General features: G+C 60.0%; 26 protein-coding genes. 4 read left to right on the top strand and 22 right to left on the bottom strand.

Translation table 11 applies throughout. The features are described 5' to 3' along the window. Positions 1-3 precede the first annotated feature (3 nt). From ADN01_RS01285 to ADN01_RS01275, 3 genes are all read right to left on the bottom strand, one after another. Entirely contained in the window at positions 4-366 is a 363-nt protein-coding gene (locus ADN01_RS01285) for a translation initiation factor Sui1 (RefSeq protein WP_062419392.1), read from the bottom strand. A 103-nt stretch (positions 367-469) separates the two neighbouring features. After that, positions 470-1,363: a hypothetical protein gene (locus tag ADN01_RS01280; protein ID WP_062419393.1), complete on the bottom strand. Its 894-nt coding sequence runs from the start codon at positions 1,361-1,363 to the stop codon at positions 470-472. A gap of 240 nt (positions 1,364-1,603) precedes the next feature. Then, complete coding sequence (locus ADN01_RS01275) at positions 1,604-2,506, bottom strand: hypothetical protein (protein ID WP_062419394.1); 903 nt, start codon at positions 2,504-2,506, stop codon at positions 1,604-1,606. Between the two features lie 162 nt (positions 2,507-2,668). Between ADN01_RS01275 and ADN01_RS01270 the strand changes: the two genes are divergently transcribed. After that, complete coding sequence (locus tag ADN01_RS01270; RefSeq protein ID WP_062419395.1) at positions 2,669-3,112, top strand: GNAT family N-acetyltransferase; 444 nt, start codon at positions 2,669-2,671, stop codon at positions 3,110-3,112. Positions 3,113-3,145: 33 nt separating this feature from the next. Here ADN01_RS01270 and ADN01_RS01265 read toward each other — a convergent pair whose 3' ends face one another. From ADN01_RS01265 to ADN01_RS01195, 15 genes are all read right to left on the bottom strand, one after another. Next, positions 3,146-3,922 carry a GntR family transcriptional regulator gene (locus tag ADN01_RS01265; RefSeq protein WP_062419396.1) on the bottom strand — a complete coding sequence of 259 codons (777 nt, stop codon included), beginning with the start codon at positions 3,920-3,922 and terminating at the stop codon, positions 3,146-3,148. 51 nt (positions 3,923-3,973) lie between these two features. After that, the gene (locus ADN01_RS01260) at positions 3,974-4,267 is read right to left on the bottom strand and encodes a EutN/CcmL family microcompartment protein (protein ID WP_062419397.1); all 294 of its coding nucleotides are present in this window, start codon (positions 4,265-4,267) and stop codon (positions 3,974-3,976) included. A gap of 10 nt (positions 4,268-4,277) precedes the next feature. Beyond that, positions 4,278-4,598: a EutN/CcmL family microcompartment protein gene (locus ADN01_RS01255; protein WP_062419398.1), complete on the bottom strand. Its 321-nt coding sequence runs from the start codon at positions 4,596-4,598 to the stop codon at positions 4,278-4,280. 6 nt (positions 4,599-4,604) lie between these two features. Continuing rightward, on the bottom strand, positions 4,605-5,045 hold the full coding sequence (locus tag ADN01_RS01250) for a hypothetical protein (protein ID WP_062419399.1): 441 nt from the start codon (positions 5,043-5,045) through the stop codon (positions 4,605-4,607). A 21-nt stretch (positions 5,046-5,066) separates the two neighbouring features. Continuing rightward, the gene (locus ADN01_RS01245; protein WP_062419400.1) at positions 5,067-5,696 is read right to left on the bottom strand and encodes a hypothetical protein; all 630 of its coding nucleotides are present in this window, start codon (positions 5,694-5,696) and stop codon (positions 5,067-5,069) included. A gap of 29 nt (positions 5,697-5,725) precedes the next feature. Further along, positions 5,726-6,592, bottom strand: a complete 867-nt coding sequence (eutJ, locus tag ADN01_RS01240) for an ethanolamine utilization protein EutJ (RefSeq protein ID WP_082142925.1) — start codon at positions 6,590-6,592, stop codon at positions 5,726-5,728. A 21-nt stretch (positions 6,593-6,613) separates the two neighbouring features. After that, a complete protein-coding gene (gene eutM, locus ADN01_RS01235) occupies positions 6,614-6,940 on the bottom strand; it encodes an ethanolamine utilization microcompartment protein EutM (protein WP_062419401.1) in 327 nt (108 codons plus the stop codon). A 51-nt stretch (positions 6,941-6,991) separates the two neighbouring features. Further along, positions 6,992-8,452, bottom strand: coding sequence for an aldehyde dehydrogenase family protein (locus tag ADN01_RS01230; RefSeq protein ID WP_062419402.1), 1,461 nt, complete (start codon positions 8,450-8,452; stop codon positions 6,992-6,994). Positions 8,453-8,462: 10 nt separating this feature from the next. Next, positions 8,463-8,753 (bottom strand): EutN/CcmL family microcompartment protein, encoded by a 291-nt coding sequence (locus tag ADN01_RS01225; RefSeq protein ID WP_062419403.1) that lies wholly within the window; start codon positions 8,751-8,753, stop codon positions 8,463-8,465. An 18-nt stretch (positions 8,754-8,771) separates the two neighbouring features. After that, entirely contained in the window at positions 8,772-9,461 is a 690-nt protein-coding gene (deoC, locus tag ADN01_RS01220; RefSeq protein ID WP_062419424.1) for a deoxyribose-phosphate aldolase, read from the bottom strand. Between the two features lie 259 nt (positions 9,462-9,720). Next, positions 9,721-10,287: a ribose 5-phosphate isomerase B gene (gene rpiB / locus ADN01_RS01215; protein WP_201778607.1), complete on the bottom strand. Its 567-nt coding sequence runs from the start codon at positions 10,285-10,287 to the stop codon at positions 9,721-9,723. 214 nt (positions 10,288-10,501) lie between these two features. Further along, on the bottom strand, positions 10,502-11,791 hold the full coding sequence (eno, locus tag ADN01_RS01210) for a phosphopyruvate hydratase (protein WP_062419404.1): 1,290 nt from the start codon (positions 11,789-11,791) through the stop codon (positions 10,502-10,504). Between the two features lie 96 nt (positions 11,792-11,887). Then, positions 11,888-13,510: a CTP synthase gene (locus ADN01_RS01205; RefSeq protein ID WP_062419405.1), complete on the bottom strand. Its 1,623-nt coding sequence runs from the start codon at positions 13,508-13,510 to the stop codon at positions 11,888-11,890. A 357-nt stretch (positions 13,511-13,867) separates the two neighbouring features. Beyond that, complete coding sequence (locus ADN01_RS01200) at positions 13,868-14,707, bottom strand: S1 RNA-binding domain-containing protein (protein WP_062419406.1); 840 nt, start codon at positions 14,705-14,707, stop codon at positions 13,868-13,870. A 130-nt stretch (positions 14,708-14,837) separates the two neighbouring features. Next, positions 14,838-15,860: a lysylphosphatidylglycerol synthase transmembrane domain-containing protein gene (locus ADN01_RS01195; protein ID WP_062419407.1), complete on the bottom strand. Its 1,023-nt coding sequence runs from the start codon at positions 15,858-15,860 to the stop codon at positions 14,838-14,840. A gap of 165 nt (positions 15,861-16,025) precedes the next feature. Between ADN01_RS01195 and ADN01_RS01190 the strand changes: the two genes are divergently transcribed. The 3 genes from ADN01_RS01190 to ADN01_RS18990 all read left to right on the top strand — a co-directional run bounded on the left by ADN01_RS01190 (position 16,026) and on the right by ADN01_RS18990 (position 18,949). Then, the gene (locus ADN01_RS01190) at positions 16,026-16,466 is read left to right on the top strand and encodes an Hsp20/alpha crystallin family protein (RefSeq protein WP_075070851.1); all 441 of its coding nucleotides are present in this window, start codon (positions 16,026-16,028) and stop codon (positions 16,464-16,466) included. A 494-nt stretch (positions 16,467-16,960) separates the two neighbouring features. Beyond that, entirely contained in the window at positions 16,961-18,535 is a 1,575-nt protein-coding gene (locus tag ADN01_RS01185; RefSeq protein WP_062419409.1) for a hypothetical protein, read from the top strand. A 33-nt stretch (positions 18,536-18,568) separates the two neighbouring features. Beyond that, positions 18,569-18,949, top strand: a complete 381-nt coding sequence (locus ADN01_RS18990) for a hypothetical protein (protein WP_147238915.1) — start codon at positions 18,569-18,571, stop codon at positions 18,947-18,949. 415 nt (positions 18,950-19,364) lie between these two features. Here ADN01_RS18990 and ADN01_RS01180 read toward each other — a convergent pair whose 3' ends face one another. The 4 genes from ADN01_RS01180 to ADN01_RS01165 all read right to left on the bottom strand — a co-directional run bounded on the left by ADN01_RS01180 (position 19,365) and on the right by ADN01_RS01165 (position 22,890). Beyond that, positions 19,365-20,507 (bottom strand): S1C family serine protease, encoded by a 1,143-nt coding sequence (locus ADN01_RS01180; protein WP_113918789.1) that lies wholly within the window; start codon positions 20,505-20,507, stop codon positions 19,365-19,367. Further along, positions 20,504-21,814 (bottom strand): S41 family peptidase, encoded by a 1,311-nt coding sequence (locus ADN01_RS01175; protein WP_062419411.1) that lies wholly within the window; start codon positions 21,812-21,814, stop codon positions 20,504-20,506. Before ADN01_RS01175 ends, ADN01_RS01180 begins: the two co-directional genes overlap by 4 nt. A gap of 145 nt (positions 21,815-21,959) precedes the next feature. Next, complete coding sequence (locus ADN01_RS01170) at positions 21,960-22,238, bottom strand: hypothetical protein (protein ID WP_062419412.1); 279 nt, start codon at positions 22,236-22,238, stop codon at positions 21,960-21,962. After that, positions 22,231-22,890, bottom strand: coding sequence for a pyrimidine 5'-nucleotidase (locus ADN01_RS01165; RefSeq protein WP_062419413.1), 660 nt, complete (start codon positions 22,888-22,890; stop codon positions 22,231-22,233). Before ADN01_RS01165 ends, ADN01_RS01170 begins: the two co-directional genes overlap by 8 nt. Positions 22,891-22,906 lie beyond the last annotated feature (16 nt).

Here is a 22,906-nt window from a genome sequence, read left to right as displayed (position 1 = left end):
CTCTCAGCCGCCTGCCAATTTCGCGTTGTAACCTTTTTCCTTTAATAAGGTTTGCAGCAGGGCACGGTGATCGCCCTGAATTTCAATCACGCCGTCTTTCACCGCGCCCCCCGTGCCGCAGCGCCGCTTCATTTCAGCCGCCAGCTCACGCAGGGCCTCCTCTCCCAACGGCAGGCCCGTCACCAGCGAGACGGTTTTGCCGCCCCGCCCCTTGCGCTCCAGCCGCAGCCGCACCACCCCATCCCCGGCGGCGGGGGCGGCTTTTTTGCGCGCGCAGATGCAGTCCGTTTGCGCACGGCCGCATTGGGGGCACATGCGCCCGCTTTCGGTGGTGTATACCGTTCGGCTGTATTTGGAGCGGTCCATAACGGTTTCCTTTGCGGGTGATTATAACAAAGCCAGCCCCGCGGCGCAAAAAAAGGCTGCCCAAAACCAGCCTGGGCAGCCCCGGTCAAAACTGCGGGCAAGCCTACGGCTTGGGCCCCTTGGGCTTCTCCGCGCCCACCGCGTAGATGCGCACATTCACGCGCAGCGGCGGGCGGTCTTCATAGGTCATCATGCGCAGCACGTCCGTCCAGGTTTTGCCGTCAAACTCCGGCTGCACCAGGGCGATCTCAGCGGCGGCGTCCATATCGTCCAGCGGGCTGACCTCCACCACATACCCGGCCCGGACTTTGGCGGGCTGCACCGCATAGCCCTGCCACTCGCCGGGGTTAAGGGTGGTATCAAAGTCGCTGAGCACCGGCAGGTCGGTGGTGGCATACACGCGCACATGCACCGCCAGCGGCGACTGCCCCTCCGGGATCATCAGCCGCAGCACGTCAATCCATTCGCCCGGATATTCCGGCTGAATGTGGATGCGCGCCACAATGTCACCCTTCACGCCGGGTTCCAGCGGGGTGACCTCTGCCACATACCCGCGCTGCTCCGCGGACATTCCCAGTTGAAAACCGTGCCAGATGCCCGGTTCCAGCACCGTGTCAAATTCGCTGGCCACCGGCCAACTGGCAGTATCGTACACGCGGATATTGACCCGCAGCGCGGCGCTGCCCTCAGGCAGCTGCACATGCAGCACATCCTTCCAGCGTTTGCCGTCGAATTCGGGGCGCACCAGGGCGGTCTGCACATAGTTGCCTTCGCCTGGTTTGGGCTTTTGCAGGGGAGTCACCTCCACCACATAGCCCCCCACCGCTTTGGAGGGGCGCACCACCCAGCTGTGGAATTCCCCTGGCATCAGGCGAGTGTTAAAGTTCATCAACAATGGAGGTGCCGTTTTCGCGCCCGCCGCAGTCTGGCTGTAGGTCAGCAGACTGCCCATCGCCAGCAGGATGCCTGCCAGCATGAAAATCACTTTGCGGTACATTCTGGCCTCCTTACTGAACCTGATCGGACTCATATCCGACCTTTACCACATATAAAATAGCACGAAAAATGGGCTTGGGTGAATCAATTTTCATTTTAGATCCAGCGACAGGTTCTTTTGGGGCTGAGTCTCTGCTGTCCTTGTGGTCGGTCAGCTTTCATTTTTTAACGCAAAAGGGGCTGTCTAAGGATGGATTTCAGACAGCCCCTGGTATATGAACTTATCGTTCAACCGCGCGGTTTACTTCAGTTCCCACACCGCCACGTTGCTGAATTTGCATTGAATCCCTGTGGGTGAACCGGTGAGCGTGGCCAGACCCACCTTACCGCTGTCAATATAGGGGTCGCGGAAGCGCACCGCCTCCACTTCGTTCACAAAGAAGATCATGTTCTGGCGCTCCACCACCAGCATGATCTCAGCCGAATCGCTGATTCGGCTCAGGCCGCCGTTGTATTTGCCGCCCTTCATTTCGATATTCTCGCTGCCGCGCTCGCGCAGGGTGTGCACCACCCCGTCCACCCCCAGGAAGGTGGTGTGCAGGTGGTCGTCATCCGTGTATCCATAACTGAACCCGCAGCCAGTGCGCTCAATTTTTTCAATCACCCCGGGGATCTTCCAGGTGACGGTAGCCTTCATTACAAAATTGGTCAGGTCGTGGTCCACCGCGTTCAGCGCGTCAATCTCATAGTTTTTATGGTCATACCAGTTCTTTTCCAGGTCCGGAAAGGAGTAATACACGCCTTCCGCTGAACGCAAATAATAGCGTTCCACCATGCGCTTGAGTTCCTGATACATCTCGTCCGCCGCCGCGGTGGCCTGCACGCTGCTGGTGTCTTCGGTGGGAGCGGCCTCGGTGGGCGGGGGCGCTTCGGTGGGCGCTGGGGCCTCGGTCGGCGGCGGGGCCTCCGTGGGCGCCGCGGGCGGCGGGTTCACCGCCTGCGTGGGGCTGGCGGGGGCCTGGCCCGCCTGCATCACCGCCAACGTGGCCTGCAGCGCCATCGCCTGGCGGGTGGATTCCAGCGCCAGGGCCTGCACGGTTTGTTCCATCGCCGGGTCGCTGCTCTGGCTGCTCACGCCGCACGCCAGGCTGACCAGTAACAAGATGCTCACACCCAACCAAATGCGCCACCGTGTCGCTTTCATCTTACCCCTCCCGTGACTGGATCGGATCCTGATTCCATTATACAGAGCTTTGTGAAAAAACCCACCCATTGACCAGGGTCGTTTGGCAGCCTTCACCCGTATAATCGGTAACAAAGTTGTTTCATTACCCTGGTAGATTGCCAGAGCTCAAGCGAGGAAACCATGCAGCATCCCCCCCTGTACGAAATCAAATCTCAAGATTTGCTCATCAGCACCGACCCTGCCCTCCTGCCTTTTGAAACCATCCTCAACTTCCTCAGCCAGGAATCCTATTGGGCCCAGGGACGCACCCCCGAAACCATGCGCACCGCCGTTGAAAATTCGCTCAATTTTGGCCTCTACCGCCAGGGCCAGCTTTTGGCCTACGCGCGCGTGGTCAGCGATTACTGCACCTTCGCCTGGCTGTGCGACGTGTTCGTGCTGCCGCAGGCTCGCGGCCAGCAGCTGGGCAAGCACCTGATTCAGGCCGTCACAGCCCACCCGGCGCTGAAGGTGAAGAACTTCCTCCTGGCCACCAGCGACGCCCACGGCCTCTACGAGCGCTACGGCGGCTTTGCCCCCCTGGACAAGCCCGAAAAGTGGATGATCAAACACGCCGCGGGGTGAGCGCGGCGCGGGTGTTTTCAGACTGAGTTGAGACTAATGCCCGCTGGAATAGGTGCGGTTGCCTTCCAAAATAAAGCGCAGCCGCACCAAATACTGTCCAATCGCCAGATTCACAGGCCGCCCCTCGGCGTTGAACGAAATGCGCGTGCGCAGCAGCACCGGCGTGCCCGAAGCCACATTGAGCAGCTTGGCCTCGCGCGGCTCAATCGCCACGGGGATGATGATATCCTCGGCCCGCGTGATGGTCATGCCAAACTGCTTGACCATCACGTAATAGGTGGACTGCTCCAAACCGGTCTCCTGAAACATGCCCCGCTGCAGACCGGCGAAATATTTCATGGGCGCATACCATTTTTCCAGCACCATCGGCTGGCCATCCACGTAGCGGATGCGTTCCATCATCGCCACCATCTCCCCCGGTGACAATTCCAACCCCGTCTGCGCCGCTTCCGGCGCAGCAATTTGCTTAAATTCCAGAATCTTGGTGCGCAGGGTCAAATTGCTGGACATGATCTCGCCCGTGAAGCTGTTTAACCCGTGCAGGGTGGACTCAAACTGGCGCGTGGACACGGTGGTACCCTTCGAGCGCCGCCGTTCCAGCAGACCCGCATACACCATATCGGCAATCGCCTGCCGGATGGTGGCCCGGCTGACATTGAAACGCCGCTGCAATTCCAATTCTGTGGGGATATAATCGCCGGGCTGATATTTGCCCGTTTCAATCTCTTTGCGCAAAATTTGCGCCACCTGATAATACAGGGGGATGGGGGTGTCGCGGTTGATCTCGGCGGATCCGGTGAAGTTGACCATGATTACCACCTTGCGGAACGCAGGAGCTTTTGCTGTGGGCGTACGGCCGCTTTAAGGCTGCCGCGGCACAAATTCATCACTCAAAAAGACCGAATCCACAATACCAACAATCACCGACATCACACACGCATCCGGGTTTTTCAGCACCTGCCGTGCCCCGTTGCCTTCGCGGTTAATCAGCACCGTGTCCCCAATTCCGGCCTGTGAGGCGTCCAGCGCGATGAAATCGCCTTCCGGTTCTTCGTCCCCATACGCCAAAGGCTGCACCACCAGCAGCCGCCGGTTTTTATAATCCGCATGGCTGATGGTGGTTACCACCGTACCGACAACTTTGGCCAGGATCATCGCGCCCCTCTCATGTCAGCGGGTTCCAGCCCGCCCGCACCCGCAGGTCAATCTCACCGTCCGGGCGCACGTTCAGCTCATCCACAATGCCCACCAGAGCCAGGTCCACCGGCACAAACTTGATCTCCGGCATGGCCAGAGAAGCCTCGCGCGAACGCACCATCACGCACAAATCCTCCGGCCCGGCCTGCACCACATCCACCGCCACCTGCAGCGTGCCCAGCGGTTTCAGATGCTTATCCAGCGGCTGAACAATGAGCAGTTTCAGCCCCTCGGTGCCGGGGTATTTCATCGTGCAAATGGCCGTGCCCTTGACGCGTCCGAATAACATGGCGGCCTACGCAATGCCCGTGCTTTTCAACACGCGGTTGATGATCGCGTCCAACAGGGCCGCATCCACCTGCCCGCCCAGGCGCGCCGTCACCGCACTGCGAATGCGCTGGCGCAGCTCTTCCGGGTTCACCTTGGCACCCGCCGTCACCGAGGGCAGCCCCGCCGGGGTGCGGTACAAGTCGCTGAAATCGGGCGGTGCGGTCATGCGCGGCGCGGCCGTCCCGCTGGGGGCGCTGCCGCTGGCCGGGGTCTTCGCCTTGGAAAGGTAGTGGCGAATGGGGGCGCTGGGCGGGGTATCCACCTTCTGGATCAGCTGCACCCCCAGGCGACGCGCTTTTTCATACGCCAGCTCGGTGAGCACCACATCTTCCGTCACCTCCAGCGACATGACCCCGCGCTTGGCCAGGTTCTCAATATCCACTTCCGTGAAAAACTCTTTTGGCATTGTCTGCCCTCCTGCCCAGCCTTATGCGCCTTCGCGGCCTTCCAGACTTTCCAACGCGCGAATGGCCGCATCGCGAGCGGTCACAATTTCGGCTTCGCTGCCCGACAGCCACATGCGCCCAAAGCGGCCCACCGAAGAAACATGCACGATCTTGATGCTGGCTTTCTTCTCGGCTTCGTTGCAGGCGTAGTTAATGTACGCCGCGGGGGCGCATTCCAACACCAGCATGGTCTCACCCGGCACCAACATGCTCCCGCGCCGGAAGCGGTTCAGAAGCTGCGACTGGTACGGGTCAATGCGCGTGATCACCTGGGTGGAAACCACCTGAGGCCGGATGCGGTCTTCGGCGCGCAGGCCCAGGCGCGAAAGCACCACATCGCCCGCTTCCAAAACCGCCGCCTGGTTGTGCGAATGCACTTCGAACATGCCAAATTCGCGTTCCACAATCTGCGCGCCCGGTTTGGCTTCGGTGGCCTTCACAGCGATATCCACCACGCGGAAAACTTCGTTGCCCGGCGCCATCTCCACATACAAGGCAGCCATGCCCTCGGTGGGCAGGTCGCCCTGCGTCACCGTGCCCACAAAGGCGGCATACTGCGCCTGCATACGGTCTAAGAAACAATAACACCGCAGTTGAAAGGAATCACCCATATCGTTTTCTCCTTGCCGTTCTCTTCCGGTCAGGCTGCCGGATCGTGCCAGGCCATTCCCAGAGGGGTCACAAACACCGGATGGCTGGGGATGGTGGTGCGCACGCCGGTGTACTGCTCCACCACCCGCGCCATGCCCTGAAAGGCGCTGCTGCCGCCCACCAGGGTGATCTGCTCCACCGCCCGGCCCTGAATGTGGCGCGCGGTGATGCTGGCCACCTTCTCCATCACCGGCCGCACCAACGGGAACAAGCGCGCATGCTGGCTGGGCTGGACCTTCAACGCCTCGGCTTCCTCAAAGGGAATGTTCAGCGATCCAGCGATCACCAGCGAAAAATGCGTGCCGCCCGTGGCCTCGTCGGCGGTGTACACCACCTGGCCGTCTTCAATCACCGCCACACCCGTGGTGCCGCCGCCCACATCCACAATCGCTCCGCGGCGCAGCTTCAGCACGTTGTTAGCGGCGCTGGGTTCGTCCACCAGACCGGTGCATTCCAGCCCGGCGGATTCCAGCACATGCCCTGTGGCGCGCACCTCGGCCGCAGGCACCCCAGGCGGGTAGCCCGTGGCGGCGTGGGTCAATTCTCGCCCCAGGCGCCGCTCCACGCGGGCTTTCATCCCGCGCAGCAGATCGGTGGCGCCGATAAAGTCCACCACCAGGCCGTCGCGCACCACCTGGGCAAACTGCCACTCCCCGGCCAGGGGGGTGCCGTCTTCATCCAGCACCACCAAAACCAGGTAAGCCGTCCCCAGGTCCACGCCCACCTTCAAGCGCCGCCCGCCGTCCAAATCCAAAGGGGGGGCGTTTTCCGAAAGGCTGCGGTGCAGGATGACAGTCTCCGCCTGGGTCAGGTAGGCTTCCAGGCTCAGGCCGGTACCCACCGGCGTCGCGTTCATGGCGCTCACACGCGCTGCCGCTTATTTCTTCTCAGTGCCGCGTCCGCCGATGGCTCCCTTGGAGCTCTGCGGCAGGATCATTTCCACATCCTGGTGGGGCCGCGGGATGACATGCACCGAAACCAGCTCACCCACGCGCTTGGCCGCCGCAGCGCCCGCGTCCGTGGCCGCTTTCACCGCGCCCACATCCCCGCGCACCATCACGGTCACAAAGCCGCCGCCCACGTATTCCGAGCCGATCAGCACCACATTGGCCGCCTTCACCATCGCATCCGCAGCCTCGATCGCTCCCACCAAACCGCGGGTCTCGACCATTCCTAAAGCAATCAACGAAGTATCCTGAGCCATTTTGTTTTCCTTTCCTTTTCTAAAGTCCTGACTTCTGGTTGATGAGCGTTTTTATGCCTTACTGCCCAAAATTTCGTTCAACACCTGCCGCACGGCCTGTTCCAGCTCATCCGGGCTGGGGCCGCTGGGTTTTTCTCCGGGCAGCAGGGCTTCCATCGGGGGCGTCACCATTTCATAGGCCAGACGCTTGATGTTCATCAGATGATAGGCGGTCACGTTGTCGCCGGTGATCGATCCGCCAATTCCGCCCGACCCCAGGGTCAGCGCCGGCATCAAACCAGTGGTAAAGCCGATCGCACCCAGCGTGCCCATGGTGTTGACCAAAATGCGGAAAACGGGTTTTTCCAGCCCAAAGGCCAGTATCACCTGTTCGTCGGTGGCATGGATGATCTGCGTGTGCCCGCGCCCGCCGGTTTCAATCAGGGCGATGGAAGTTTCACAGCCCTGTTCCCACCCATTCACATCGTACCAACCCAGCACCGTGGTCAGCTTTTCATGCGAAAGCGGCTCGCTGCGGCCCACGTTCTTCAGGCGCGTCACCAAAACGCGGGTGCCTTCCGGCACACGGAAGCCCGCGTAAGCCGCCAGGTACGGGGCGGGCTTGCCCACCGTGGCGGTGTTCATGCTGCCGTCCGGGTGGAACAACGCCTTGCGCAGCAGGTCGGTCTGGGCCTCATCCGTAAAGTAAGCCCCCTCGGCCTGCATCAACTGCGCCAGTTTCTGCGCGATGGGCTGATCTGCCACCACCGCCTGCTCCGTGGCGCAAATGGTGGAGCAGTCAAAGGCCTTGCTGGCGGTGATGTAGCGCGCCGCCTTTTCCACATCCGCCGAGCGGTCCACATACACAGGCACGTTCCCCGGCCCCACCCCATAGGCAGGCTTACCGGTGGAATGCGCCGCCCGCACCATGGGCGTGCCGCCGGTCGCCAAAATCAGCGCCGTGCGCTTGTTGGTCATCAGTTCCTGCGTGCCCTGCAGCGAGATCTGCGTCATGCAGCCGATCAGCCCGCGGGGGGCGCCCGCGCGCTCAGCCGCCTGCGCCATCACCTGGACGGCTTCCAGCGTACAGCGCGCCGCCGAAGGGTGCGGAGCCAGAAGGATAGCGTTGCGCGCCTTGACAGCGATTAAGATCTTATACAGCGCAGTGGACGTGGGGTTGGTAGAAGGAACCAGGGCTGCGATCACACCCATCGGCCAGGCAATTTCTACCACCCGCCGCGCCGGATCGTTACGCACCACCCCCACCGTGCGCAGATCGCGGATGCTTTCCCACACCACGCGCGAACCGAATTCGTTCTTGATCTTTTTATGCGCTGCCACACCGTAGCCGGTTTCTTCGTGGGCCATGCGCCCCAGGCGTTCAGCGGCCTGAAAGCCCGCTTCGGCCATCGCCGCGCACACCCGGTCTACGTCTTCCTGCGAAGCCTTCGCCCACACCTTCCAGGCGTCGAAAGCGGCGTTGACCAAATCCCGCGCTTCTTGTATGGATGCCAGATCTTTATCCAGGGCCATGATTTACCCTTCAGGACTTGCGAAAAACGACTTTACCGTCAACTTCCAATGAATCAATCACCGACATAATCACCGCGTCCACGGGGGTGTCTTTGGTCTGGGTGGTTTGACGGGCGCTGGAGCCTGCACAGGTCAGCACCAAATCACCCACCCCGGCGTCCACCGTGTCTACCGCCACGTAGGGTTTCCCCACCGCTTCGCCAAATTCATCCGTCTGCCGCACAATCAAGAGCTTCTTGCCGTGCAGCTTTTCATCTTTGATTGTGGATACCGTTGTGCCAATCACGCGGGCAATCAGCATGGTTGCACCTCCAGAGTTCTAGTAACTTTTACCAGCCGCCGGGGCCGCCGCCGGTTTTTCGGCTTCGCCAGCTCCGCCCGCCTGCACAATTTTCACACTGGCGCTGGCCCCAATTCGGGTGGCGCCCGCCTTCACCATCGCTTCGGCGTCCTGCGTGGTGCGAATGCCGCCGGAGGCTTTCACCCCCACATTCGGCCCCACCGCCTTGCGCATCAATTCAATATCATGCACGGTGGCCCCGCCGGTGGAGAAGCCGGTGGAAGTCTTCACGAAATCGGCCCCCGCTTCTTTGGAAAGCAGCGAGGCCAGCACTTTCTCTTCGTCATTCAGCAAACAGGTTTCCAAAATGACCTTCACCAAAGCCCCGCGCGCATGGGCGGTCTGCACCACCCCGCGGATATCCTTGGCCACCAGCTCCAAATCGCGTGCTTTGACCGCGCCGATGTTGATCACCATATCAATTTCGGTCGCGCCGTGATCCAACGCATTTTGGGTTTCAAAGGCCTTCACTTCCGGCGGGGTAGCCCCCAGGGGAAAGCCGATCACCGTGCACACCTTGACGCTCGTCCCGCGCAGCAGCTCGGCGCACAGCTTAACCCAGGTGGGGTTCACACACACCGAGGCAAAGCCGTGCTTGCGCGCCTCAAAGCACAGCTGACCGATCTGGTCGGGGGTCGCATCGGGCTTAAGCAGGGTGTGGTCAATCATCTTCGCCAGGCTCTGATCCTGGGGGATGATGCCCACGGTGGAGCTGAGGCGCTCAGCCCCCGCGCTGACCACATGCCCGGCTTTGTCAAAGCAGGTGCGCACGCAGATGCCGGCCGAGCAGTCCATCGTGCAGCAGCTGGCCCCTTCGGGCAGTGCGCCCTTCTGCTGGTTTTCGGCAATGGCCACCAGCACCTCGCGGGTGATGATTTCAACCAGGGTCTCAATCGTTTTTGGATCCGGATTCATCCAGGCAGCCCTCTCACTTAAAGTATTGCTTTTCCACAGCGATGATCTTGTTCACGCGTCCGGCGTGCCGTCCGCCGCCAAAATCTGTCGCCAGCCAAATTTTCAAAATGCGCCGGGCCAAATTGACCCCGATCAAACCCACCCCCAGGGTGAGCACATTGGCGTCATTGTGTTCGCGGCTGTTCACGGCGCTGGCGTCGTCATAGCACATCGCGGCGCGCACCCCCGGGACCTTATTGGCCACCATGCAGCTGCCAATCCCAGCCCCGTCAATCATCACCCCGCGCCAGGCCTTGCCCGTGCTCACCAGGCGCGCCACTTCGGCGGCAAAATCGGGGTAATCCACCGCGTCTTTGCCCTGGGTGCCCACGTCAATGACTTCATACCCCAGTTCCGCCAGGTCTTTTTTCAGCACATCCTTCAGGTCAACCCCCCCGTGGTCGGCCCCAATGGCCACCACGCTGCGCCCCACCGCGGGTTTGGCGCTGGGTTGTGGGACAGCCGCGGGCACAGCCCCCATATTCTGGGCGACCACCCGGCGGACAATTTCCTGAATTTCAGCTTCCGAAATGGGACACACGGCGGCTTTCCTGCACAGCGAAGGATGGGGTTGGCAAGGTAAAACGCGAGTCAGGGAAAACGGCAAAGCGAACAGCTTCGTACTTATGATAATACCTGCGTTTGCAAATGTCAAGCAAAAATTATTGCTTTCGTATGTACGTACATACGGACATTTTCAGTTGGAGAAAAAGCTGGCGGGAAACCCCGCCAGCTTTCCTTTTTCTCAAGTTGCTCTAGCGCTTCAACGCGTCCCAACCCGCATAGCGCGCCGTGTCGCCCAATTCGGCTTCGATGCGCAGCAGCTGATTGTACTTGGCCACGCGGTCCGAGCGCGCCGGGGCGCCGGTCTTGATCTGACCCATGTTCAGGGCCACGGCCAGGTCGGCGATGGTCGAATCTTCGGTCTCGCCCGAGCGGTGCGAGGTGACCGCCCGCCAGCCAGCCCGGTGGCAGGTTTCCACAGCCTCGATGGTCTCGGTCAGCGAGCCGATCTGGTTCAATTTGACCAGCAGCGCGTTGCAGGCTTTTTCGCGGATACCGCGGCGGACGCGTTCCGGGTTGGTCACCAGCAGGTCGTCGCCCACGATTTGGATCTTGCTGCCCAGTTCGGCGGTCATCAGTTTCCAGCTGTCCCAGTCGTCCTGGGCCAGGCCGTCTTCAATGGACACGATCGGGAATTGGGTGACCCAATTCTGCCAGAACGCCACCATCTCCTCGCCGGTCAGCATCTTGCCTTCCTTGCGCAGGTTATAGCGTTTGCTTTCTTCGTCATACAGTTCCGAGGCGGCCGGGTCAAGGGCAATGCACACCTGTTCGCCGGGTTTGTAGCCAGCTTTGACGATGGCTTCCAAAATCACTTCCACCGCTTCCACATTGGCCTTCAGGGCCGGGGCGTAACCGCCCTCATCGCCCACCAGGGTGGCATAGCCGCGGGCTTTCAATACGCCCTTGAGCGCGTGGTAAATTTCCGCGCCCCAGCGCACGCCTTCGGCGAAGGAGGTCGCGCCCAGCGGCATGACCATGAATTCCTGCGCGTCGGTAGACTGCCAGGCAGTGTGCGCGCCGCCGTTGAGGATGTTCATCATCGGGACAGGCAGCACATGCGCGTACACGCCGCCGATATAGCGGTAGAGGGGCAGGCCCAGGCAGGCCGCCGCCGCCTTGGCCACCGCCAGGCTGGTGCCCAAAATGGCGTTGGCGCCCATCTTCTCTTTGTTCTGGGTGCCGTCCAGCTCCAGCATGGTCATGTCAATGGCCATCTGATCCACGGCATCCATGCCGATGATGCCTTCGGCCAGGGTGGAATTGACATTTTCCACGGCCTTCAGTACACCCTTGCCCAGGTAACGGCCTTTGTCACCGTCGCGCAGTTCCAGGGCCTCATAAATGCCCGTGGACGCCCCCGAAGGCACGGCCGCCCGCCCCCAGCTGCCGTCCGCCAGGATGACTTCCACTTCCACGGTCGGATTGCCGCGGGAATCCAGAATTTCTTGTGCAATTACTGATTCAATGATTGTATCCATCGTTACCCTCTCTACGTTTTGTTCGCTGTTGCCAGCGATTGAATGCCAGAATCGTTACCCTAGTAGTATAAACCATTTTCCCAGGTTCGCCGAGTCTCACGCCCGGTAGGGAATGCCGGCCCGGTCGCAGGCCGCGCGGATGAAGGCCAGAAACAGCGGGTGCGGGCGGTTGGGGCGCGACAGAAATTCGGGGTGGAACTGCGTGGCCAGCATGAAGGGATGGTCGGCCAGTTCCACAATTTCCACCAGGCGCCCATCCGGCGACAGCCCCGAAAAGCGCATGCCCTTAGCCGCAAACGCTTCGCGGTAGGCGTTATTAAACTCAAAGCGGTGGCGGTGGCGTTCTTCCACCTGAGTCTCCTGGTAAGCGGCCGCCGCAATCGTCCCCGGCTGCAGCTCGCAGGGGTACAGCCCCAGGCGCATGGTGCCGCCCATATCGCTGATGGTGCGCTGATCGGGCATCAGATCAATCACCGGATGGGGCGTGGCGCGGTCAAACTCTGTGGAGTTGGCCTGGTCGCTGCCCAAAATCTCGCGCGCAAATTCGGTCACCATCAGCTGCATACCCAGGCACAGCCCAAAATAGGGCACCTGATGGGTGCGGGCGTAATGGGCCGCCTGAATTTTGCCCTCAATGCCGCGGCTGCCAAAGCCCCCCGGAACCAGAACCCCCGAAACGCTTTCCAGCACATCCCAGGAGCGCCCCTTCTCCAGGTCGGCGGAATGTACCCACTGTAAATCCAGCTCCACCCCCAGGTGCAGGGCGGCGTGCTTGAGCGCCTCGCGCACGCTGATGTAGGCGTCGTGCAGTTCCACATACTTACCCACCAGCGCCACCCGCACGCTGGGCTTTTCGCGCCGCACCTCATTCACCAGCCAGCGCCATTCGCTCCAATCCGGCCGGGCGCGCGCCGTCAGCCCCATGCGCTCCAGGATGTAATCGGCCATACCCTCGGCTTCGATCAGCAGGGGAACTTCATACAGCACTTCCGCCGTCACCATGGGGATCACCGCCCGTTTGTCCACGTCGCAGAACAGGGCCATCTTTTCGCGCAGGCTGGCATCCACAGGATGATCCGAGCGGGCCACGATCATATCCGGCGAAATACCGATGGAGCGCAGTTCGCGCACCGAGTGCTGCGTGGGCTTGGTTTTCAGCTCAGCCGTGGCGGCGATGTAGGGCAGCCAGGTGACGTGCACATAAAAAGTGTTGTCGCGCCCCAAATCGGTGCGCAGTTGGCGCAGCGCCTCCAGGAAGGGCAGCGATTCGATGTCGCCCACCGTGCCGCCCACCTCCACCAACACGATTTCGGCGTTGGTGGCTTTGGCCACCAGCCCAATGCGCCGCTTGATTTCGTTGGTGATGTGCGGGATCACCTGAATGGTGCCGCCCAGATAATCGCCTTTGCGCTCCTTGCCAATCACCTCAGCGTACACCTGTCCGGTGGTGATATTGCACACCCGGCTCAGGCGGATGTCAATGAAGCGCTCATAGTGGCCCAAATCCAGGTCGGTCTCAGCGCCGTCATCCAACACGAAGACTTCACCGTGCTGGTAGGGGCTCATCGTGCCCGGGTCCACATTGATGTAGGGGTCCAGCTTTTGCACGGCCACCTTGAAGCCGCGCTCCTTCAGGGCGCGTCCCAAAGCCGCCGCCGTAACCCCCTTGCCCACCGAGCTGACCACACCGCCCGTGAAAAAGATGTATTTCGTTGTCATCCCTCACACTCCTTTGCCGGCTCATCGCCCGCAGCACCGCCGTTTATAGGGCTAAAAAAGAAGCAGGGAGGGCCGTTTTACGGCACCTCCCCGCTGAGTGGTTCGGCGTTATTGTTTAAACCACATTGGATGTTCCAACGGTTCAACCATACGCGTCAACATCACCTATCAAACCGGCCTGATACCAGCGTTCCCTTTGTACCAGGCCGGCTGCAATGTGTTCAATTCAAAAAGAACAACGTTTTCGCTGAAACCCAGTGATTTCTTCCTGAAAGGCGTTCAGGTCGAAATTTTACGCTTTGCCCAGGAGAGACTTGGTGGTGTAGAACAGATCCACAACATCCAAACGAGCCAGATTTAGTCCTGGCGCGCTTTGCCGTCCAACGTGCGCGAAAGGATATCCATCTGTTCCTGCGTCACGTTCTTGCCCTTGCGCCCTTTTTCCTGGCGTTTCTGCTTGGCGCGTTCCATGGCTTCGCGGAAAGCATATTCCAGAGCCGTCGGGTCGCTTTCGGTGGGCTGCGGTTCTTCGATATTCAGATTAAATTCGGCATTTTCCGAATCGCGCTGCTTGCGGGCCTTCTTGGGGCGGCGCGCAGTCTGAGCGCCAGCCGCGGCGGCCGAAGCGCTGGCAAACCGTTCGCGCGACTGCGAAGCCGGGCGTGCCGGTTCGGGTTCGGGTTCGGGTTCGGGCTGCAGAGCTTTCATGGAAAGCTTAATCTGCTTCTTGCGGCGGTTGACTTCCAAGACCTCGGCGTCAATTTCGTCGCCCTCTTTGACCACATCCGAAGGCTCGCGCACGTAGCCGTGGGCCATTTCGCTGATGTGCACCAGACCCGGGCGTTCCGCGCCGATTTCCACAAACGCGCCGAACTTCTCCAGGCGCACCACCGTGCCGTGCACCGACATGCCCTTCTTGATCTCGCGCCATTCGAGATCCAGGGGCTTGATCATGGTCAATTCGATGTGATCATCCTTGACCTTGCGCACCCACACGTCCACCTGCTGCCCAACCTGGAGGATATCCTCCACGCGGTGCAGGGTGACGCCTTCGGGGGCTTCAATCTGCGAAATGTGAATCACAGCCGGCTGGCCAACGCCAATATCAATCAGCGCCCCCGCCAGGCTGACTTTTGCCACCGTTCCGGTGAAGTGCGTTTTCAGTTTCACTTCAGCCGTCTCGTTGGTCTCGTTCATACTTACATCCATAGCACCACTCTCCCTAGGTAAATTTCAGCAAAACGAGATTATACCCCCCCAAAGGGAAACTGTCAATTAACCGACGCAGATCGGCCAAAACTCATCCTTTCTCGCGCCGCAGACTTCCTTAAGACTCACCCACCGGCCCATCATCCAGGCGGTGGCCCACCCGAAAGCTGATCATGCCCACCAGCAGCGGCAGCCAAAAGGTCACCCCGCGGTAGCTGAGGGTGATGATGGTGGCGGCGTCCAGCGGCACCAGCAGGGTTTTCAGCACCAGCACCAGCACGCCTTCCACAATCCCAATGCCCGCCGGGGTGGGCGAAACAATCACGAACAGATAGCCGATGCCGAAGCTGCCGAAGATGGTCCCCGCCGTGAAAGGCACATCAAAGGCCAGGAACATCAGCGTCAGAATGGACAGGTGCAGGGCCTTGTTGCTGAGGGCCAGCAGCAGCGGGCGGACCAGCAGGCGCGGCTCACCGCGCAGGGCCTGAATGCCCTCGGCGATCTCATGCGCAAAGGTGTAAGCGCGGCTTTCTTCCACAAAAGGGCGCTTGCGGCTGAAGGGCCGCGCCGCGTAGTTCACCCCGCGCGCCGCCCAGGCCAACACCCGCGCCAGCGTGTCGGCGGATTTCATCCCCAAATACAGCAGGCCGGTCAGCCCCAGCGCCACCACCAACAGCACCAGCGAAGCCCCCACCTCCGACCATTCCAGATGGTTGCGCCGCGCCAAAACCGCCAGTCCCAGCGTCACCACCACCAGCAGGCCGGTGTATTCAAACAGCAGATTCAGCGCGTAGGCCGCCATCACCCGCCCGCGCGAATGGCCGCGCTTACCCGCGTCTGCCAAAAAGAGGGCGATGGCCGGAACCCCGCCCGAAGCCGGGGTGACCACATTCACGAAAAAAGCCGCGCTGGAAAGGTAAATCAGGCGGCGGTAGCTTTCGTCCAGGCCCACAATGCGGTAGACCGACTGGTAACTGGCGCTCAGATTTAACATCCAGGCTGCTTCCACCAGCGCCGCCAGGGCGACGTACCACCAGTAACCGGTGCGCAGGATGCGCCAGACTTCCTGCATTTCAGCGAAGTAGGTCAAAATGAACACCAGTCCCAGCAGCAGGAGCACGGCCATCAAGAATTTGCGCATACCCGCATTATACCGGAAAAGCCGCGCGCTTTGCCCGGCCCCCGTGCGCAGGGCTCACCCCAATCCTTTTTGATGCTTTTCTAACAATCCTCTGACATTCTTCTAATGACAGCCGTGTATATTAAGCACAGTTCAATCCTATTATTTTTTGAAAGGAGGTTCACGATGTCCAATCTAACCCGTTGGGAGCCAATGCACGAAATGATGTCTCTGAGAGAAGCCATGGATCGGCTGTTTGACGATGCCTTCACTCGGCCTGTCAGCATGCGTGATCTCTCCGCTATGCCCCTGATTGACCTGTCTGAGGATGATGATGAAATCACTGTAAAGGCTGTGCTGCCTGGGCTCAAGCCGGAGGATGTGCAGATTTCAGTCACCGCCGACGTGCTCACCATCAAAGGTGAGTTTAAGAATGAAGATGAGAGCAAGAACCGCAATTACCTCATTCGCGAACGGCGCTTCGGCAGCTTTGAACGCATGATGCAACTGCCCACGGAAGTGCAAACGGAAAAGGCGCATGCCGATTTTGCCGACGGCATTCTCACCATTCGCTTGCCCAAAGCCGAGGCGGTCAAGCCCAAATCCATCAGCATCAAAGTGAAGTAAGCCGCAGCTCCCAAAAAAACGCAATTCCCCTCTCTGGGATCAAGCAGAGAGGGGAATTTCTTTAACGCCCCCAAGGGTCACCCCCTGTCAACAGGCGCTCCACAGGCCCGCGGTAGGGTGCGTTCAGCTTCATCGAACGCACCGGAATACCAGGGGTTCTTTGATTCGCTTTCTTGGCGTCCTTCGCGCCTTGGCGGTAAAAAACGTGTCTTTGAACCGCGGAGACGCCAAGGACGCAAAGAGGGGCCGGGGAAATGCCCTGTTTCTTCGAACGCACCGCATGGCCCTGCCCCCCATGTCATCGCGACCACCAAAAACCGGTGGCCTGCCGCCGAACTTTGACGGCGCGGCGATCTCTCCCTCAAGGTAGAGATTGCTTCGACCCGGAAACCCGTCTGGTCTCACAATGACACCTGGACCGCACCCCGCCGGAGAAGACATGCGGTACAATCAAGCTTAAGCCAACCCCATACGCACCCCCAGGGAGGAAAACCATGAACCGTGCCATTTCGCATACCCCCGCAAGCCCCATGAAATCACACAAAGCATCCATTTTTCGCCGGATCCTCCTGGCGCTGACCGCCTGCGCCGGGCTGCTGGCCGCCTGCGCCCCCAGCACGGGAACACCGAGCGTGAGCCTGCCCCAGCCGGAGACCCTGGCGGCCCAGGCTGCCGATGCGGCCGCCGTGGAAGCTTACCGCCAACTGCAGGCCGCCATCGCGGACGGACTGGAACAAGCCCTGGCCGAAGCGAATGTTTTCCAGCAGGTGTCCTTTGGGGATGCGCAGCGCATTGAGGCCGCCTCCGCCCTGTTTGCGCAAAGCCTGAACAACCCAGAAAATCCAGAACAGCGCGTGCTCGATCCGCGCGCCTTCAGAGTCGGCTTGACTCCAGATGGGGCGGCATATTTAATGCTGACAGTGGACAGTCCTTGGGGCAAGGCGAATGAAGTGGCCATTGTCGACACTGGCAAAGATCGCGGTATGTTTGTAACTGTGCCCGGCTCTGGGGTAATTAACGGTAAATTGGTTTTTGATCAAGCGGGTGTTTATGCGGCTGCGACCGATGAACTTGGCCAAGTCAAGAAGGTGGTCGATGCGACTTATCAATGGGTCACGCCAGATCAAGCTGAAAAGCTGAACAGCGCGGGCGTTTGGGGCAGAGTGGTGGACGCTTACCTAGCAGGCAAAATCAGCTATCCAAAAGATTTAAGTCCTGAACAAAAAAATGAATTTGAACGCGCTTTGGTTGAAGCCGAAGCCAAATTGCCTGTGGCCGAACAAAAAAAATTGATCGAGGGCCGTTTTGACCGCAGCAAAAGCGGAGTTTATGAGGCAGTGATCAAGGCCGATGGCAACTTGGAGTATTTTGACGGCAGTTGGAAAACACTCGAGGCCATGCGCAACCAAAATGGAGAAATCATTCCCTGGGGAAAGAGCTACGACGTCGTTTCCGAAGAAGGTCGCGAGGGCATGCTCAAAGATCTTTTTGGAGGAGAAGAGGCTTGGATGGCTGAGATGGATAGAGATATAGCAACCCAAAAAGTAAATGCAGAAAATACTGCAAAAAGAAACAATTTCAGCGTGGACACTAGCAAGTTTAATAAACGCTTCGTGACTTTTTATTTTGATCCAGAAAATTTAAAAATTCATGAAGGAAAAAAAATTTCTTATGAAACTCTAGATGGTTTGACCGTGCTCAAAAATCCGCTGACTAATCGACTCTTGGTTAGCAAAATCACCGCTTTTATGAATCAAGCAATCTACATTCATGAGGGCCCCTACACCACCGGTTTTAGTTCATATGATGTTATAACTCGTAATTTTTTTGACCAAAAAGCAGGGTTTTTCACCATTAACTCCGAAGAATACTTAACAAAGTTCCCACTTAACAAAGTTGCCTTTGAACAGAGATGGGGCCAAGAAGAAAACTTCCCTGCTTTTGAGACAATGTGGGCCAGTCACCTGGAAGATTTTGAAGAAAAATTGCTCAAAGACCCAGATAAAATTCAAGATGGTTTATATAATATTTCTGACCTGCTATTTCCATATAGGAAGCAATCCAAGTAGCATTTCTTTTGGCAACGTGCTTAAATAACAGTGATGACGAAAACAAGCTGGTTTTCTTTTTTTCTGGTCGGTACACTACTTTTGAGTTATGGCGCCCTGTCCTATTTAAAACTGAAAAAAAATCAAGCCGCACCCCCAAACCCTATTGTTTCAGAAGGTCAGCAACTCAGCTCAAGTCTAAGTAGTCCAGAGCTGTTGTTGCGGGGCAAGATTGATCACTATGATCAGACTCAACAACTACCGGGGAAGGTACCCTTTCAAGCATTGAGGGTATACTCGCGCTGCGAGGGCGCGGCGATCTCATCCCTCAGGGTAGAGATTGCTTCGACCCGGAAATCCGTCTGGTCTCGCAAGGACACCCGGACAGGTGAGTTCAGCTTCATCGAACGCACCGGAATACCAGGGGTTCTTTGATTCGCTTTCTTGGCGTCCTTCGCGCCTTGGCGGTAAAAAACGTGTCTTTGAACCGCGGAGACACCAAGGGCGCAAAGAGGGGCCGGGGAAATGCCCTGTTTCTTCGAACGCACCGCATGGCCCTGCCCCCCATGTCATCGCGACCACCAAAAACCGGTAACCTGCCGCCGAACTTTGACGGCGCGGCGATCTCTCCCTCAAGGTAGAGATTGCTTCGACCCGGAAACCCGTCTGGTCTCACAATGACACCTGGACGGGTGCGTTCACATTCATCGAACGCACCTCCTTTTTGATGTTATCGCGATCTTCCAGCCAGGGGTAGAGATCGCCGCGGGCAGAAAAACCGCCGCCCTCGCGATGACAAATGAGTGGGCAAGGCGCGTCGTTTCATCGACCGCCCCTTGTTTCCGCCCGCCTAATATTCCTTTTCCAACACCACCTGCACGCTCAGCGCCTCCTGCCCGCGCACCAGGCGCACCTCCACCGTCTGCTCCGGCGCAAACGAATACAGCACATTCACAAAGGGATGGCTGCCGTCAATCGCCGTGCCGCCGATATGGGTGAGGATGTCGCCGGACTGAATGCCGGCCGCTGCTGCCGCGCTCCCCGAGCGCACCTGCGACACGTACACCCCCCACTGCACCGGAAGGTTGTAGCGCCGCGCCAGGTCAGGCGTGATGGGCTGGTAGCGGATGGAAAGGGTGGGCCGCGCCACCGCGCCGGTCTGCACGATCTGGCTGGCCACCGCCTGGGCCATATTGGAAGGGATCGAAAAGCCCAGCCCCTCCACAATATTGCCGCCCCCGCCCGTGCGCAGGATCAGCGTGTTAATCCCGATCACCTCACCGGCCAGGTTCACCAGCGGGCCGCCCGAATTGCCGGTGTTGATGGCCGCGTCCGTCTGGATCAGCCCTTCCATCAAATAACCCTGGCCGGTATCCAGGCTGCGGCCCGTGGCGCTGATCACCCCGGAGGTGACCGTGTTCTTAAAGTCGCCCAACGGCGAGCCGATGGCGATCACAGTCTCGCCGGGGCGCAGTCCGTCCGAATTGCCCAAAACCGCCACCGCGGGCATCTCCCCTTCAGCCTTCAGCACGGCCAAATCCGAAAACACATCCGACCCCACCAGCCGCGCGGCGCGTTCTTCCCCGTCGGCCAGCACAATCGAAAGCTGCTCGGTGTTCTCCACCACGTGATGATTGGTGAGCACATAGCCGTCCGCCGAAAGGATCACCCCGCTGCCGCTCACCGTGCCGCCGGAGACCCAGCCGAAGATGGTGGCCTGATCGGGGGCCTTGCCCACCACCGTCACCACCGCCGGGCCGACGGTATCCACCGCGCGGGTGATGGCCGTCTCAATTTGGGTGCTTTCCACCTGCAAAACCCCCGCGGGCTGGCCCGCCAGCGGGTTTACCGCAACCGCGGGCTGTTCCGCCGCGGGCGTGCGCAGGGCTGCGTACACCGCCAGCCCGCCTCCCAGCGCGCCCAGCAAAGCCGCCCCCACCGCCACCAGCGCCACAAACACCCCGTACAGAATCCGCCGCGCGTTCATCATCATTTTCCTAAGAGAATTTCAACCGCCCGATCCAGCTGCGGGTCGCGTTCCGCTTTCACATCTTCTTCGGTCAGCTCCACCACCACATCCGGCTCCAGCCCCACCTTGTGGATCTGCCGTCCGTTGGGGGTCAGCCAGCGCGCAATCGTAACCCGCACCGCCCCCTGGTTATTCTCCAGGGGGATCCAGTTCTGCACCGAGCCTTTGCCAAAGGTGGTCTGGCCCACCAGCTTGCCGCGGCCCAGGTCCTGAACGGCCCCCGCCACGATCTCCGAAGCCGAGGCGCTGCCGCCGTCCACCAACACCACCAGCGGGATTTCGGTGGCCGTGCCGCCGCGCGAAGTCTTGAATTCTTTGCGGGTGCCGTCCCCAAACTCTTCGTACATCACCACCTGCCGCCCAGGGATAAACTCCGACAGCAGGTCAATGGCCGTGTTCAAATAGCCGCCGCCGTTGCCGCGCAGATCCAAAATCAGGCCCTTGGGGTTCTGCGGCAGCAGTTCTTTCAGCGCGCTGCGCAGTTCGGGCATGGTCTTCTCGCCGAAGGTGAACACCTGCACATAGGCGATGTTGTCCTCCAGCATCTCGCCCTTGGCGCTGGGCATGTTGATCTTCGAACGGGTGATGGTGACGTCAAACGGTTCCGGCGTGCCTTCGCGCTGCACCGTCAGAGTCACATCCGTGCCCGCCGGGCCCAACACGCGCTGCAGCACCAAATCGCCGCTCACGCCGGTCATGTCCTCACCGTCCACCTTGACGATCACATCCTCCGGCTTCAAACCGGCTTTTTCCGCCGGGCTGCCGGGCATGGGGCTGATGATCTTCAGATACTCGCCGGTGATGTCCACCCACGCGCCGATGCCCTCATACTCGCCCTGCAAAGACACGTTGGTCTGTTCGAACTCCTGCGGATCCATGTACGAAGTGTGCGGATCGCCCAGGGCTTCCAACATGCCGCGGATCGCGCCGCGCATCATCAAGGTGTCGTCCACCGGCTGGTCCACGTATTGATCGTGCACCAGGTTCCACGTCTCCCAAAACGGGGCAAAGAGGGTTTCCAGCTCTTTGGGGGTGGCCCCGCTGCTGGCTGCGCCGGATTGGAAAAGTTCAAACGGGTTCCCCGCGGCGGCGTCGCTCTGCGCCTGCCGGTCGGGCATAGCCCAGCCGACGATCAACCCGCCGGAGAAAGCTCCCACCAATAAAATGAAGGCCGCTGCGACCATGATCAAGGTGGTCAGCGTCCGGTTTTTGGTCTGCTGGCCCGCTGTCCCGGCGGGTACGGGTTCGATGATTGTGGATCCCTGTTCCATGAGATTGCCTCCTATGGCCTTCCCGCCGCACGGCGGGGGTACCGATTTCACCAAAGCACTACTCCATGCGCCGCGGGATGTTCCGCGGTCATGCAATAGCTTATCACGATCGGGTTAAAAGTGGATGAAAGTTTTAGGATTTGTATCAGGTTTGTGGAAGGTTATCCGGCGGGTCTGCCCCCTCGCCTTCGGCTTTCCCCGCCTGCCGCAGCTCAGCCACGCGCCGCGCCAGCTCGGCTGCTTCTTCGTTATTTTTACGGTACGGGTCGCGCAGGGTGTGCAGGGTCTTGCCCAAGAACTGAAAGGGCGCGCGCGGGGTGCGCTGACCGCGCACCAAAGCCACCAGGTTTAAATTCAGCAGGATGATGAAAAGCACCACCAGCCCAATCACCACCCAGCCCAACGGCGTGATGCGCTCAAACATGTTTGCCCTCCCCGCTGCCCAGCAGGCCGTCCAGCACCTGCGGCAAATCTTCCACGCGCCGCACCCAATGCGGCGCGCTGCCGTTGGCCGCCTCGCCCACCCCCACCGCGGTCATGCCCAGCTCGCGCGCCGCCTCCAAATTGGCCGGGGTGTCGTCAATGAGGATGCACGTCTCCGGCGCGGGGCTGCCCGCCGTGCGCAGGCCCAAAGCAAAGGCCTCCGGCTGCGGTTTGCAGTAGGGCGCGATGGTGTTCACATCAATGATGCTCTCGAAGCAGTCTTCCACCCCCAAGACCCCCAAAACCCGCCGGGCGTGAGCCTCATCCGCGTTGGTAAAAATGATGCGGCGCTGCGGGTAGCGCAGCAGCACCCCGCGCAGGGCCGGGTTAGGCTGAATCAAATCGCGCAGGGGCACATCGTGAACAAAATCCAGATATTCCTGCCGCTCAATGTTTTCCTCAATCTCCAGCCCGCGCATGGTGGTGCCGTAGGTGCTGAAGTAATAGCTGCGCCGTGCGGGGATCTCCGCTGCGGGCAGGCCGCGGCGTTCGCCCAGGTAGCGGTCAATTCGCTGGGCAATCGCTTCCCACACGCCGCTTTCGGGCGGGTAGAGGGTGTTATCCACATCGTAGAAAAGGGTGTGAATCGGCATACGTCAAAGTATACCA

It is taken from the genome of Levilinea saccharolytica (assembly GCF_001306035.1).
In the GTDB taxonomy this organism is placed as follows: domain Bacteria; phylum Chloroflexota; class Anaerolineae; order Anaerolineales; family Anaerolineaceae; genus Levilinea; species Levilinea saccharolytica.
This window is presented reverse-complemented; position numbering and strand designations above follow the sequence as displayed.

Coding starts and splice junctions, on each gene's coding strand:
- ADN01_RS18990 (WP_147238915.1), top strand. CDS start 18,569: ATGACGAAAACAAGCTGGTTTTCTTTTTTTCTGGTCGGTACACTACTT.
- ADN01_RS01265 (WP_062419396.1), bottom strand. CDS start 3,922: ATGGTCAACTTCACCGGATCCGCCGAGATCAACCGCGACACCCCCATC.
- ADN01_RS01190 (WP_075070851.1), top strand. CDS start 16,026: ATGTCCAATCTAACCCGTTGGGAGCCAATGCACGAAATGATGTCTCTG.
- deoC (WP_062419424.1), bottom strand. CDS start 9,461: ATGATTGACCACACCCTGCTTAAGCCCGATGCGACCCCCGACCAGATC.
- ADN01_RS01180 (WP_113918789.1), bottom strand. CDS start 20,507: ATGATGATGAACGCGCGGCGGATTCTGTACGGGGTGTTTGTGGCGCTG.
- ADN01_RS01165 (WP_062419413.1), bottom strand. CDS start 22,890: ATGCCGATTCACACCCTTTTCTACGATGTGGATAACACCCTCTACCCG.
- ADN01_RS01200 (WP_062419406.1), bottom strand. CDS start 14,707: ATGAACGAGACCAACGAGACGGCTGAAGTGAAACTGAAAACGCACTTC.
- ADN01_RS01185 (WP_062419409.1), top strand. CDS start 16,961: ATGAACCGTGCCATTTCGCATACCCCCGCAAGCCCCATGAAATCACAC.
- ADN01_RS01255 (WP_062419398.1), bottom strand. CDS start 4,598: ATGTTATTCGGACGCGTCAAGGGCACGGCCATTTGCACGATGAAATAC.
- eutM (WP_062419401.1), bottom strand. CDS start 6,940: ATGGCTCAGGATACTTCGTTGATTGCTTTAGGAATGGTCGAGACCCGC.
- ADN01_RS01250 (WP_062419399.1), bottom strand. CDS start 5,045: ATGCCAAAAGAGTTTTTCACGGAAGTGGATATTGAGAACCTGGCCAAG.
- ADN01_RS01275 (WP_062419394.1), bottom strand. CDS start 2,506: ATGAAAGCGACACGGTGGCGCATTTGGTTGGGTGTGAGCATCTTGTTA.
- ADN01_RS01225 (WP_062419403.1), bottom strand. CDS start 8,753: ATGCTGATTGCCCGCGTGATTGGCACAACGGTATCCACAATCAAAGAT.
- eutJ (WP_082142925.1), bottom strand. CDS start 6,592: ATGAACGCGACGCCGGTGGGTACCGGCCTGAGCCTGGAAGCCTACCTG.
- ADN01_RS01260 (WP_062419397.1), bottom strand. CDS start 4,267: ATGATCCTGGCCAAAGTTGTCGGTACGGTGGTAACCACCATCAGCCAT.
- ADN01_RS01205 (WP_062419405.1), bottom strand. CDS start 13,510: ATGACAACGAAATACATCTTTTTCACGGGCGGTGTGGTCAGCTCGGTG.
- ADN01_RS01245 (WP_062419400.1), bottom strand. CDS start 5,696: ATGGGTGATTCCTTTCAACTGCGGTGTTATTGTTTCTTAGACCGTATG.
- ADN01_RS01230 (WP_062419402.1), bottom strand. CDS start 8,452: ATGGCCCTGGATAAAGATCTGGCATCCATACAAGAAGCGCGGGATTTG.
- ADN01_RS01280 (WP_062419393.1), bottom strand. CDS start 1,363: ATGTACCGCAAAGTGATTTTCATGCTGGCAGGCATCCTGCTGGCGATG.
- ADN01_RS01170 (WP_062419412.1), bottom strand. CDS start 22,238: ATGTTTGAGCGCATCACGCCGTTGGGCTGGGTGGTGATTGGGCTGGTG.
- eno (WP_062419404.1), bottom strand. CDS start 11,791: ATGGATACAATCATTGAATCAGTAATTGCACAAGAAATTCTGGATTCC.
- ADN01_RS01270 (WP_062419395.1), top strand. CDS start 2,669: ATGCAGCATCCCCCCCTGTACGAAATCAAATCTCAAGATTTGCTCATC.
- ADN01_RS01195 (WP_062419407.1), bottom strand. CDS start 15,860: ATGCGCAAATTCTTGATGGCCGTGCTCCTGCTGCTGGGACTGGTGTTC.
- ADN01_RS01285 (WP_062419392.1), bottom strand. CDS start 366: ATGGACCGCTCCAAATACAGCCGAACGGTATACACCACCGAAAGCGGG.
- ADN01_RS01175 (WP_062419411.1), bottom strand. CDS start 21,814: ATGGAACAGGGATCCACAATCATCGAACCCGTACCCGCCGGGACAGCG.